The sequence below is a fragment of the Pseudomonas sp. BN415 genome (assembly GCF_029871195.1).
Classification (GTDB): domain Bacteria; phylum Pseudomonadota; class Gammaproteobacteria; order Pseudomonadales; family Pseudomonadaceae; genus Metapseudomonas; species Metapseudomonas resinovorans.
On sequence record NZ_SSOK01000057.1, the window covers coordinates 1 to 13,151 of the forward strand.

9 protein-coding genes are annotated in these 13,151 nt (G+C 64.0%); 6 read left to right on the plus strand and 3 right to left on the minus strand.

Annotation, left to right across the window (positions count from 1 at the left end):
- Positions 1 to 256 precede the first annotated feature (256 nt).
- Positions 257 to 1,360 (minus strand): IS110 family transposase, encoded by a 1,104-nt coding sequence (locus E8F20_RS15910; protein WP_280282091.1) that lies wholly within the window; start codon positions 1,358 to 1,360, stop codon positions 257 to 259.
- A gap of 124 nt (positions 1,361 to 1,484) precedes the next feature.
- The gene (locus tag E8F20_RS15915) at positions 1,485 to 2,540 is read right to left on the minus strand and encodes an ABC transporter substrate-binding protein (protein WP_280284572.1); all 1,056 of its coding nucleotides are present in this window, start codon (positions 2,538 to 2,540) and stop codon (positions 1,485 to 1,487) included.
- Between the two features lie 360 nt (positions 2,541 to 2,900).
- On the opposite strand from E8F20_RS15915, the gene E8F20_RS15920 reads away from it, so the two are divergent.
- Both E8F20_RS15920 and E8F20_RS15925 read left to right on the plus strand, forming a co-directional pair.
- Positions 2,901 to 4,160 (plus strand): acyl-CoA dehydrogenase family protein, encoded by a 1,260-nt coding sequence (locus E8F20_RS15920; protein WP_280284573.1) that lies wholly within the window; start codon positions 2,901 to 2,903, stop codon positions 4,158 to 4,160.
- A gap of 129 nt (positions 4,161 to 4,289) precedes the next feature.
- A complete protein-coding gene (locus E8F20_RS15925; protein WP_280284574.1) occupies positions 4,290 to 5,603 on the plus strand; it encodes an amidohydrolase family protein in 1,314 nt (437 codons plus the stop codon).
- Positions 5,604 to 5,862: 259 nt separating this feature from the next.
- Here E8F20_RS15925 and E8F20_RS15930 read toward each other — a convergent pair whose 3' ends face one another.
- Positions 5,863 to 6,606: a class II aldolase/adducin family protein gene (locus E8F20_RS15930; protein ID WP_280284575.1), complete on the minus strand. Its 744-nt coding sequence runs from the start codon at positions 6,604 to 6,606 to the stop codon at positions 5,863 to 5,865.
- Positions 6,607 to 6,934: 328 nt separating this feature from the next.
- On the opposite strand from E8F20_RS15930, the gene E8F20_RS15935 reads away from it, so the two are divergent.
- The 4 genes from E8F20_RS15935 to E8F20_RS15950 all read left to right on the plus strand — a co-directional run bounded on the left by E8F20_RS15935 (position 6,935) and on the right by E8F20_RS15950 (position 12,852).
- Positions 6,935 to 8,095: an LLM class flavin-dependent oxidoreductase gene (locus tag E8F20_RS15935; protein WP_280284576.1), complete on the plus strand. Its 1,161-nt coding sequence runs from the start codon at positions 6,935 to 6,937 to the stop codon at positions 8,093 to 8,095.
- Between the two features lie 16 nt (positions 8,096 to 8,111).
- Complete coding sequence (locus E8F20_RS15940) at positions 8,112 to 9,164, plus strand: ABC transporter substrate-binding protein (protein ID WP_280284577.1); 1,053 nt, start codon at positions 8,112 to 8,114, stop codon at positions 9,162 to 9,164.
- Between the two features lie 30 nt (positions 9,165 to 9,194).
- The gene (locus E8F20_RS15945; protein WP_280284578.1) at positions 9,195 to 10,253 is read left to right on the plus strand and encodes an ABC transporter substrate-binding protein; all 1,059 of its coding nucleotides are present in this window, start codon (positions 9,195 to 9,197) and stop codon (positions 10,251 to 10,253) included.
- 340 nt (positions 10,254 to 10,593) lie between these two features.
- Positions 10,594 to 12,852: a TonB-dependent receptor gene (locus E8F20_RS15950; RefSeq protein ID WP_280284579.1), complete on the plus strand. Its 2,259-nt coding sequence runs from the start codon at positions 10,594 to 10,596 to the stop codon at positions 12,850 to 12,852.
- Positions 12,853 to 13,151: the final 299 nt, after the last annotated feature.

Here is a 13,151-nt window from a genome sequence, read left to right on the forward strand (position 1 = left end):
CCTATGTATGGACTCGCCTTTTACTGTCAACCCGCTTTGAACAGAGAAACCCGGTTGCATCTATGTATCAGGCCTCAGCAAGGGAGCCGCAAAGGGGCTCCGGGCCAACATTGTCTGAGCTCGCGCCGTGCCAATTACGAAGAGGCTTAGGGGCCAGTAGGATGGCAGGCATCATCGCGCGACGGTCTGACCTGGGGTCAATGTTCTCAGCAGCGGTTGAGGCGCTCAGCGCCTCGGTGGCGGGATCTCGTGGGATCTATTCGGCTATCGTTGCTCCCGGTTGGACAGAGGGATTACGGCAGTAGCGGGCGTCCGACTGCAGCAGCACCCAGACGATACGCAAGTTGCGGTTGGCCAGACGTATGGCCGCCCCCTTGCGTCCGTGCCGCTGCATCCAGCGGTTCAGCCGACGGTCGTCCACTTCCTCGGAGTCAGCCTTGAGCGTGCGGAGCACCGCATGGGCGCCCTCGACCATCAGGCTGCGCAGATAACCATCACCGCGTTTGCTCATCTTGCCGAGCCGAACCTTCTGCCCGCTGCTGTGCTGATCGGGTACCAGGCCAAAGTAGGCCGCGAACTGGCGTGCATTCGGGAAGCACGCGGGCTTGACCTGCTTGGCGACCAGGGCAGTGGCGATGATCGGCCCAACCCCGCGCACGCTCATCAGTCGCGAGGCGGTCTTGTCCGCGCGTGCACATTGTTCCAGCCGTTTGGTCAGCAGCAGGAGACGGCCTTCCAGCGCCTGCCATTCCGCCTGCATATCGGCGATCAGCTCACGCAGCAGGTCTGGCAGCGGCAACGTGGCATCCTCCAGAATCCGGCTCACGCGGTCGCTGAGCGCTGCAGCGCCTTGCGGGATCGCCAGGCCATGCTCGAGCAGCAGCCCCCGGATTTGATTGCCCAGCGTCGTCCGGCGCCGTAGGTAGCCCTGTCTGACCCGATGCGCCGCCTGCATGGCCAGGGCCTCCACGGTTTTCACCGGTACGGCATGGATGGTGGTATCGCGTCCGGCGCGCAAGATCGCCTGCGCATCGTTGCGATCGTTCTTGGCACCACTGCGGTGCTCGGCGACTCGCTGTGCGGGTAACAAGCGCACCTGACAACCCAGGGCCTGCACCTGTCTTGCCCAGGCTTGTGCGCCCGGCCCGGTCTCCAGCAAGACCGTCGCGCCCTTGGCGATCTGGTACAAAAACCTCGAGAACGCCTCGCGCGACTGGAGACGCTTTTCGTACACCAGCTCTCCGTGCGCCTCTTCGCCGGCGATTTGGAACACCTGCTTGGCCAGATCAACAGCGACTGTCGTGCACAGAGAGAGCGTTTCCGGGTGTGCAGCTTGCGGTTTCGTCGTACGCTTTTGCATGGCCTTGCCCTCGCTGTCGGTGGTTATCGTAGGGTGCCACCGTGGCGCGCTCGACGCCTCGGCGAGGGCGAGTCCATCCAATTACGGAGAGTATTCGTAGGATGGGTGGAGCCTGCGATACCCATCAACCCCTGCGACGTACCGCCAGGAGATCATGGGCTGCCTGCAACGGCCTCGGGTCCACCCACTCGGCGATATCGAAATCCCGCTCCAGGAAGCCATGCAGGTTGAGGAAGTCCTTCTGGATTCCGAGGTATTCCAGGCGCTGCTCCGACAGGTCCGGCGCCAGTGTGGTGTGGAAGTCGTCGCGATAGGCCTCGGCCACGCCCGCGCTGCCGGCACGGGTTTCCAGTTGCAGGATGCTGTGCAGGGCATCGCGGTTGTCGCTGGCCCACTCGGCGGCCCGCAGTGTCTGGGCGAGGAAGCGCACCACCAGGTCGAAGTGCTGGTCGAGAAGACTCTGGTGGACCGTGATTGGCCTCGGCGTGCCGTTGTTGATGCGGTAGCGCGGCCCCGCCACGCGGTCCAGGTCGATGCCCACCACCAACCCCAGGCGCCTTGCTGCATCGGCGGCGGAGGCGCCCTTCACGTAGACCGCATCCACCTCGCCACGCACCAGGTGATCCAGCCCTGACCACAGGCGCTGCAGGCCCTCTTCCGGCGTGCGTGCGACCGCCTGGTCCAGCAGCGCCACCTCCACCAGCTGCACGTCGTCGAAGCCCAGGCCGGCCAATGCCAGGGCGCCCTTGTAGCCATGCAGGCTCATGCCTCGGGCAATGCTGCCGCCGCGGCTGTCCGACCAGGCTGGCAGCGCCAGACGCTTGCCCTTGAGGTCGGCGGGGCTGCGAATCCCGGAGTCGGGACGAACCAGGATGGTCTGCCATTCCTCGATCCAGGTCAGGCCGATCAGTCGGCTCGGCGCCCCCGCTGCACGGGCTGCCAGGGCAGGAATGTTGCCCCCCTCGCGGAAAAGCCCCGGCAGCTCGTGATCGTAGTGGTGATGGCCGAGCTGGCGAGCCTCCTGGAGGGTGGAAACCGGCAGGCCATCGGCGGCGAACTCTTCGGTCAGCCAGCCGAGCTTGTACGCGATACCCGAAGCCGTGGGCACCGGGCAGCGGGTGAACCAGATCTGTTCGAGGGTGGATTGGCGAGCGGTGGGCGAAGCAACGGCGATAGTCATGAGGCACTCCGGATTGAACGAACAATGCGGCCTTCACTGGCCGTTGCAAGTGCATCGCAATGCCTGTGCCAAGCACCACACGGCCCATGGCTGATGGGGTCGTATGAATCGAGCCGAGCCACTTCTGCTGTCAGGCCAGCAGCACTGCTCGTGCGTTGCTGGCCTTGAAGCAGCCGCCATCCTAATGCTGCTGCCAGATCAGCAAGGGATGCTTCACCAACCCCCAGCCTGAAATGTGGAAGCCGCGCCGCTCCTGGCCTCTACCTCGTTTCCCAACCTTTGGCACAGAAGCTGCTCAAGCCACCGCAATCGCCCGGCGCAGCCAGGCATGCAGACAGATGAATCGACAGAGGTGGAATCATGAGTACGGCCGAACGCAGCCTGGCTACCCGCGAAGCGCCCAGCGCGGTGCGCATCCTGCGCAGCGAGACTGAAGCACTGGATGCGGCAAGAGAGGTGGCCAAGGAAATCGCCGAGATCGCTGCAAACCCTGCGCACAATGGCGAACTGCCGCGCCGCCAGGCCGATCTGCTTTCGCAGAGCGGCATTACAGCCGTAGGTGTACCCAAGGCCAATGGCGGTCTTGGGGCCTCGGTAGAGACCATCGTTGAAACTGTGCGGATCATCTCCGTGGCGGACGGTGGCGTCGGGCAGCTGTTGCAGATCCACAACGTGATGCTGCGCGGCCTGCTGACCTCCAATTACCCGCAGGAGGTACGTGAGCGGGTGATCGCCGATGTACTGGCCGGCAAACGCTTCGGCAATGCGCTGGCGGAAGTCGGCGGCAAGAACAAGTTCGCCCTCAAGACCCGCGTGGAGCGCCGCGCCGACGGCAAGCTTGTGCTCAATGGCAGCAAGTTCTACTCCACGGGTTCGTACCTAGCGGAATGGATTTCCCTGACCGCTGCCTCCGATGACGGTGGCGTCGGCGTACTGCTGCATCGCGATACACCCGGCCTGACGCTGGTGGATGACTGGGAGGCCTTTGGCCAGAACAATTCCGTCAGCGGCACCGTGATCTTCAACGAGATCGAGCTGGATGAGCGCTATGTCTCGCGCCGTGAAGGACCGATGAAGCGCACCTGGCTGAGCTTCCCGCAGATCCTCCACGCAGCCATCGATACCGGAATTGCCGCCGGCGCCCTGGATGCCGGGGTGCAGTACCTGCGCAACCAGTCGCGCCCCTGGGTCGAGAGTGGCGTAGAGAATGCCAGCGAAGAGCCACACATCATCCGCCAGATCGGTGAATACGCCGTCGCCCTACGCGCTGCCGAATCCCTGCTGCGCGATGCCGCACGCGTATTCGATCGCCATGACCAAGACCCGGAGAACAAGGAACTACAGGACGAACTGATCCTCTCCGTGGCCACGGCGCGCGCTCACTCCGACAGCGCCTCGCTGAAGATTTCCAGCGATATTTTCTCCCTGCTCGGTGCCAGCGCCTCGCTGACCAAGTGGAACCTCGACCGTTACTGGCGCAACGCGCGGGTTCACACCACCCACGACCCGATCCGCTGGCGCCTGCACCACGTTGGCAACTACTACCTCAACGGCGTGGATCCGGGCGAGTACACCGCCATCCTCGAGGCCAAGCAGAAGGAAGGCGCTACCCGGCGCTGATTACCATCTCCTCTCCCTACGGCAGGCCGTGCGAAAACATCGCCCGACAGTTTTCATACAGCCTTATCGGGCTCCCTTTCCCGCCGCCATGTTCATGCCGTGGCGCGCGGGCTTTTCATGGATCGGAAAATGTCATCGCTACTCAACAACGCTGTTCGCAACAGCCGCCGGCTCATGCTGGCTTCCTCCGCCATACTGCTCGCCGGGCTTGTCCAGGCCTCCGAGGCCGACGCTCCAAAGGCACCACCGGCACCGCCTGAGTTGCTGGCCCTCAAGGCGGCCCACCTGATCGACGTGAACACCGGCAAGGTGCTGGACAACCCCGTGGTACTCGTCGAAGGCGACCGCATCAAGGCCGTCGGACAGGGGCTGCCGATCCCGCCCGAGGCGCGCCAGATCGACCTCGGCGACAGCACATTGCTGCCGGGACTGATCGACTTCCACGTGCACCTGGGCGGCTTCGGCCCGCGCATCGGCACCGCCCGTGGCGCCCTGGCTGGCGCGAAACAGGCCAAGGCCACCCTGGAATCCGGCTTCACCAGCCTGCGCAACATGGGCGGTCGAGCCTTCACCGGCATCGCCCTGCGCGATGCCATCGCAGACGGCGACATTCCCGGCCCGCGCATCTACGACGCAGGCACCCTGCTGACCACCACTGGCGGCCACTGCTCGGGTCAGGTCAGTACGCCCGAAGAGGATCAGGACGGTCCGGGCGTGGCCAACGGCGCCGAGGCCTTCGAGCGCAAGGTCCGCCAGCAGTTCAAGTACGGCGCGGACTTCATCAAGGTCTGCATCACCGGCGGTTTCATGAGCGGCACAGATCCGCGAGTGACCCAGTTCAGCGAGGAAGAGCTGAAGGCCGTGATCGACACCGCCCACCGCTACCGGAAGAAGGTTGCGGTGCACGCCCACGGCGCCGATGGCATCCGTCTGGCCGCACGCCTGGGTGCGGACAGCATCGAGCACGCCTCCCTGGTGGACGACGAAGGCCTGAAGCTGCTCAAGCAGAAGAACATTCCCATCGTCCCGACCCTGGCCATCGACAGCCTGGCCCTGGAACATGCCGTGGAAGCCGGCGCCAACCAGTACAACCTGGCCGTGCTGAAGCAGACCGGGACCATCCACAAACAGAACATCGGCAAGGCGATCAAGGCGGGTATCCCGATCATCTATGGCACCGATGCGCCCATCACCCCGCACGGCACCAACCCTGTGGAGTTCCACTACCTGGTGGAAGCCGGACTGACGCCGCTGCAAGCGATCCAGGCGGCCACCGTCACCCCCGCGAAATGGCTGGGCGCCAGTGACGACATCGGCAGCCTCGACGCCGGACGCTATGCCGACATCATCGCCGTGAACGCCGATCCCTTGGCCGATATCCGCGTGCTGAAAAAGGTCCAATGGGTGATGAAGGGCGGCAAGGTCTACAAGAACGAACTCTGAAACCTGTTTCGCGCCAAGGACGGCGCCCCTCAGTTCGCCGTCTGTTGCGGCGTGTAGGAGCGAGCTTGCTCGCGAACAACCCGAGCGCGATCTGTCGCGAGCAAGCTCGCTGCTCCAGGTACCGCGCAACCGCAGGTTGGCGTAGAGCGCAGCGAAACCCATCGATGCGTGGCCTGTTCGTTGGACCTCGCGTAGTTCGGACCAACCTACGGGATCTATGAAAACGCCCGGCATCCGCCGGGCATTTTTCCTTGCCGCGTCAGGCCGCTCGTTCCAACAACTTGCGGCCCTCGTCCCAGAGGCCGGTCATTTTCCATTGCTGCTCCAGCACGCCCGGACCGAAGTCCTGGGAGCCGCCGAGGTTTTCCGCCAGGGCCTGGAAGTAGGCGCCCTCTTCCACCAGCAGGATCAGCTTGGCCACCGGGAGGATACCTTCACCCCAGAAGGTGGCGCCGCCATTGGCTTCCAGCAGTCCCGGCGTGTGCGGGTTGGCCCTGATGGTCTCGACAATGAAGGACGGCTCGGACTGCCGGCGGTCGATGTAGATCGGCAGTTCACGGGCCAGGGTCACCCGTTGCGAGGCGGCATAGCGCAACGGCAGCACGCGGTGGGCGCCGGCCCAGCCACCGAGGTACGGCGTGTGCACATGAACCACCAGATTGACCTCCGGGCGCTCCTGGAACACCAGCGCATAGCGTTTGCCACTGCCGGCTTCCTTGCTGGCCTCCAGGGCACTGCCGGGGGCCAGGTTCTCGTCCAGGTGGACGGTGCCGTCATGGCTGACCACCGAGGCGCGGATGCTCTGGTCATCGGCCCATGGGCTGGGCGCGCGCAGGGCGATCACCAGGTCGCTGGCGCGTACCCGCAGGTAGGCCTGCAGCGTGTTGGTCGCGGTGATGGTGCGGGTCTCCTTCAGCACGCGGAAGGCTTTCTCGAAATCTCGTTTGGCCTGTACCACCTGGTCGAGGATGACGCTGTCGAGGGCTTGGGTTGTCTGAGTCATGGAAGCGGTCCTGTTTCTGTCCGGGAAGGGTCGCAACGGTCCTCCGTTGCCGGCCGTTTACACGGCGTGAAAGCCTCAGAGCAGGACTTGTGCCAGCACCTCCAGCCCGCGCAGCACGAGGGGCCGGCGCTGGTCGCTGGCACAATCTGCTGCCTGCCGGACAGCAGTTGCTGGGCGACTGCTGCTGGAGACGCAATCAGCACCCGCGGCGTTTCATCAGCAGCGCCGAAAGCCAGAGCTGGTGGGCGTTGCAGCCTGGCCAAGGTGCGTGGCATGGGGGTTGCTAATCCTGGATACAACTCGGCAATTCCAACTCTCAGGAGCTTACATGAGCACCGAATTCTTCTGGCGCCTGCCGCTCGGCACCGACGGCCCCCAACTCAGCACCGACAAGCACAATCGCGGTAATTCGCTGCGCCGGCCAGGCGACATTGCCCCGGGCCTGCTGCCCGACGGAACGCCGGATGACTTCACCTACATCGACTACATCGCCCAAGTCGCAAAAGCCGCCGAGATGGCCGGTTTCGAGGGCGCCCTGCTGCCCACTGGCCCCGAGCCGTGGATCGCCGCCGCCGCACTGGCTCGCGAAACCCGTCGCATCAAGTTTCTGATCGCCTTCCAGGCCACCTGGACGCTGCCGGCCTACGCCGCGCAGCAGGCCGCCATCCTGCAGAACCTAAGCCGTGGCCGCCTGGAGTGGAACATCATCACCGGCGGCAATCCGGCCAGCCAACGCGCCAACGGCGACTTCCTCGAACACGACCTGCGCTACAAGCGCACCGGCGAATTCCTCGACATCATCCAGGGGCTCTGGGAGAACGAGCGCTTCTCCTACGAGGGCGATATCTACCGCCTGGACAACGGCTCCCTGCCCCAGGGACTGCACAACGAACGCAAGCCCGGCGTGTACTTCTCCGGTTTCTCTGACGCCGCGCTGGACGTCGCGGCACGTCACGCCGATGTCTACCTGAACTGGGCCGAGCCGGTAGACAAACTCAAGCCGCACATCGACCGTGTGCGCGAACTGGCGGACAAGCAAGGCCGCAGTGTGCGCTTCGGCCTGCGTGTCGACCTGTTCGCCCGCGAAACCGAAGAGGCCGCCTGGCGCGACCTGCGCAGCCAGTTCGAGCGCCTGGAAGGCAAAGGCAGCTCGCAGGTGAAGCAGTTCACCAGTGGCTCCGACTCGGTTGGTGCGGCCCGCCAGACCGCCTACCACAAGGACATCAACGGCTTCGACGACCTGATCCTCGGCCCCAACCTCTGGGCCGGTTTCGCCAAGGCCAAGCCGGGGCCGACCGTGGGCCTGGTGGGCAGCCACCAGAACATTGCAGAGCGCCTCGCCGAATACCGCGACGCAGGCTTCTCGACCTTCATCCTGGCCGCCAACCCGCACCTGGAAGAAGCTCTGCGCATCGGTCAGGAAGTGCTGCCGCTGCTGCGCACACCCGCAGCGCAGCAAGCCAGTTCGCCCCTCAAAGCCACCGCCTGACACCAAGGAAGACCCTATGAGCCAACCACTCGATACCCTCTGGTACACCCGTTGCCCGGTGCCCACCGGGCTTGGCATCGCCGTGCAGAAAGGCTGGCTGGAGTCCAGCGTCGGCGCCCTCGGTACCCGCATCCAGTCGCTGCGTGAGTCCGACAACCAAGCCGTGCGCGAATCCCACTTCGACCACACCCTGGCCAATTCCGTGCGCCATGGCGGCAACATCCCGGCCATCTGGGCCCGCGCGGCCGGGCGCGACACGCGCGTCATTGGCCTGTCCTGGGCCGACGAGGTACAGCTGATCCTCACCCGTCCGGACAGCGGCATCCACAACGTGAAAGACCTCAAGGGACGGCGCTTCGGCCTGCCCGACTGGGCGAGCGCACAGATCGACTTCACCCGGGCGCAGGCCCTGCGCGGCCTGGAAAACGCGCTCAAGCTGGAAGGCCTGGAGGTGAAGGATGTGGAGCGTGTGGACTACCGCTATGGCGGCACCTTCAGTGATCAGCAGGTGCAGGATGTCGGCGGCACCCCGGTCAGCGCACGCCGCGCCGAGGGTCGTAACGCGGAACTGGTCGGTCTGCTGCGCGGCGAGGTGGATGCGATCTTCCTCAAGGGCGCCCATGCCGCCCAACTGGCCCATGAGTTCGGCCTGCGCACGGTCATCGACACCGGCTCCCACCCCGAGCCCCTGATCCGCTCGAACAACGGCACGCCGCGCACCCTGAGTGTGGATGCCAACCTGCTCGACCAGCATTTCCCGGTCGCGGTCGGCATTCTCGATTCGGTCCTGCGCGCCGAAGCCTGGGCCGGTGCCCACCCTGAGGACACCCGCCGCTACCTCGCCCGCGAAACCAACAGCAGCGAGTACTGGGTCAGCCAGGCTTACGGCGAGGACGCCCACCTGCGCCTACGCACCGCCCTGGACGAAACCGCCATCGCCGCCCTGCAGGATTTCACCGACTTCCTCCACCGCTGGCAGTTCACTGCGCAACGTTTCGATGTCCGCCAGTGGATCGATCCCCGGCCGCTGGAAACCCTGCGTAACGCAAGCTCCGCCCTGGCGAGCTGACCGCCCCGAACCCGAGAACCGAAACTCCCCATGAGCAATTCACTCGATACCCTCTGGTACACCCACAGCCCGGTTCCCACCGGGCTTGGCATCGCCGTGCAATCCGGCCGCCTGGCGGAGGTATTCCGACCTTTCGGCACCCGTATCCAGTCCTTGCGCGAATCCAGCGAACGGGAAGTGCGCGAGGCCCACTACGACCATCACTTGCCCAACTCCGTCCGCCATGGCGGCAACATCCCGGCCATATGGGCCTACTCCAGTGGCGTGCAGACCCGAGTGCTGGGCTTGTCGTGGAGCGATGAAGTGCAGCTCATCCTCACGACCGAGGACAGCGGCGTGCGCAGCATCCGCGACTTGAAGAACCGTCGCTTCGGCCTGCCCAAGTGGGCCAACGTACAGATCGACTTCACCCGCGCACAGGCCTTGCGTGGCCTGGAGAATGCGCTGCGCCTGGATGGCCTGTCGGTCTCCGACGTTGAGCTGGTGGACTACCCCTACGGCGGCACCTACAGCGACGAACAGAAGCAGCACCTGTACGGCGCCGAAGTGAGCCTTGGGGTGAGTCGCGTCAGCCGACGCAACAACGAACTCATCGGCCTGCTGCGCGGTGACATCGACGCGATCTTCCTCAAGGGCGCGCACGCGGTTCACCTGGCCCATGAGTTCGGCCTGCGGGTAGTGGTCGACACCGGCTCGCACCCGGACCCGCTGATCCGCTCCAACAACGGCACGCCGCGTACCCTGACTGTCGACCAGCACTTGCTGGAAAATCATTTCGATGCGGCGGTTCGCATCGTCGATACGGTGCTGCGCACGGAGCAATGGGCCTGGGCCAACCCGGACGAGACCCGGCGCTTTCTCGCTCGCGAGCTGAACACCAGCGAGTTCTGGGTGGCCACCGCCTACGGCGAGGATGCCCATCGCCGTCTGCGCACGACGCTGGATGAGCGTTCGATCGAAGCCCTGCAGGACTTCACCGACTTCCTCCACCGTTGGGAATTCATACCCCGTCGTTTCGATGTACGCGACTGGATCGATCTGAGCGTGTTCGAGCAAGTCATCGGCGCCACCTCCCGCCTGGCGGTCTGAAGAGCGTTGCTGCTGCAGGAGCAGCAGCAACAACTTCACTGCTGCTAAATCAGCACTTCCTCAGCAACGCTGCTGAAACTTACGCAAGTCACTTCAAGTTCTCCCACTGAACAGTACAGCAAGCCCATTAGTTGTCCGCCTGAAAAACTCAAAACATCTCTATAAATCCTATAAACCGCGCATTTTCATTATATTATAAGCTATTTATAAAGTATTTTAGAGGTAGCAACAGAAACTTGGCACAGTCCCTGCTCAATAACTTACAGGCAGTCGGCAAGACACCAGACAAGTCCACTTCAGAGTGTCACGCCTTCAACTTTTAATTTAATTGGGAGGGACCATGCATAAACTCAATCCAATCACCCGGGGCATATGGGTTGCCCTGCTTCTGACAGGTGCTGCCAGTGGTAGCCAGGCGTACGCCGCCGAACCGGCCAAGGCCGTACAGGGGGAAGAAGGCCGCACCACCGCACTGAAAACCGTGACCGTCACCGCCCAGCGCCGTGAGGAAACCCTGCAGGAAGTGCCGGTTGCCGTATCCGCGGTGGATGGCACCAGCATCACTGCCGACGGCGTACGCGCCATAGGCGATATCACCACCTTCGTGCCCAACGCTTCGGCCAAGAATCCGGACGGTGACGGCCGTCCGCGCTGGTACATCCGTGGCCTGGGTACCGGCGATACCGGTGCCGCCACGGTCTACCCCGTGGGCATCTACGCCGATGACGTCTACCTGAACGCGCCCATCGCCGGCGGCGGCCCGCTCTACGACCTGGAGCGCATCGAGATCCTGCGTGGCCCGCAGGGCACGCTGTACGGTAAGAACACCACGGCCGGCGCGGTGAACATCATCTCGAAGAAGCCCGACTTCGATACCGACGGCTACGGCACCATCGGCTTCGGCAGCAAGAACGAACGCATCCTCACCGGCGCCGTCGGCGGCAGTCTGGTGGACGAACGCCTGGCCGGCCGCGTCGCGATCTATTCCGAAGAGCGCGATGGATTCACCAAGAACCTCACCGCTGACCAAACCTACGGGGACGTCAACAAGAAAGCCTTCCGCGTGCAGTTCCTCGCCCAGCTGACGCCGGACCTGGAAGCCCTGTGGAAGATCCACGGCCGCGAGTTCAAGGGCGACGGAAGCAACGGCTCCTTACCTGTCGGCCGCTACTACAACGTCGGCTACGTGCGGCCCCATGGCAGCAAGATCCAGATCAACGTCAACGAAGACTACAAGCTGGACCACGATGGCTCGTCGCTGACCCTCAATTGGGACCTGGGCGGTTACAAGTTCACCTCCATCACCGCCTACGACTACATCCGCAATCAGTCGCTGATCGACGCGGACTACACGCCCTACGAGGTCAACGGCCGTACCGACACCGACAACGAGTACAACCAGTATTCCCAGGAATTCCGCTTCTCCTCGCCGCAAGACAGGTCTCTGCGCTGGCTGCTCGGCGCGCACTACTTCCACGAGGACCTGGACAGCGCCCAGGTTCGGCAGATCCTGCCGGGCACCAGCCCCAACGGCACCGGCACCAACCAGGTTGGCACCGTGTACCGCGACCTCAGCTACGACCACAAGACCGACAGCTACGCGCTGTTCAGCAACGTCACCTACGACTTCACTGAGCGTTTCAGCGTGACCGGTGGCCTGCGCTGGACGCAGGAGGAGAAGGATATCGATCTGAACCTGGTGCAGCTGCGCCGCGTCAATGGCGCGCTGGTTCCGGTGCTGGGCGCCGACAACAATGGCAATAGTCAGAAGGACAAGACCTGGGACGCCTGGACCTACGACCTGACGCCCGAGTACCGCATCAACGAGAACCTGCGGGTGTTCTTCCGCTATGCGCACGGCTTCCGTTCCGGCGGCTTCAACACCGGTCTCTCCGGCGGCCTCTCCGGCCTCACCACGGTGGACCCGGAAGAACTGGATGCCTACGAAATCGGCCTGAAGTCGGAGTGGTTCGACGGTCGCCTGACCGCCAACGCCAACGTTTTCTACTACGACTACACGGACATCCAGGTGAACCTGCTGACGGTGAACAACGGCGTGCTCACCACCGCCCTCACCAACGGCGCCGCCGGCGAGGTGAAGGGTGCAGAGCTGGAACTGGAAGCCCAGCCCACCGACCGCCTGCACCTGCGTGCCGCGCTGTCGCACCTGGACACCGAGTACACCGACTTCAAGAACGTCAACCCGAATACCGGCGCGGTCACTGCCGACTACAGCGGCAACCGCTTCGTGCGTTCGCCAGAGCAGGTGGTGTCCCTCGGGGCCGACTACACCATCCCCCTGGATGGCAGCGGCAAGCTGGTGGCCGGTGGCGATGTCAGCTACCGCGGCAAGGAGTACTTCCTCGCCGACCGCCAGAGCGAAGACACCCTCAGCCAGCCGCACTACACCCTGGCCAACGCACGCCTGACCTGGTTCTCCCCGGACGACCAGATCAGCGTCACCGGCTTCGTCAACAACCTCACCGACCGTCGCTACCAGGTCCACGGCCGCCCGAACGGCGCCGTGGGCAGTGGCCAGTACGTAATCACCTACGGCGACCCGCGCACCGTTGGCGTGAGCCTGACCAGCCGCTTCTGATCGAAGCGCCGTTCCACCCAAAAGGGGCCGCATTGCGGCCCCTTTTTTCGTTTCCAGTGGTCCCTTGCTGGCTTCCGATGATGGGTATCGTGGCCTCCACCCATCCTACGACTTGGCTCCGTAGGATGCGGTTGAGCGAAGCGATACCCATCGATCCCCGCAAAGAGCCACTGCTACCCCACTGCTACCCCACTGCTTCCCGACTGCTTGAGCTGAGCCAATGCCCTGCTGGCCACCCAGCACACCGTTCGCAAGCCATTGAATTGTTTTGGTTTTTACACATGGCACAGCCATTGCTC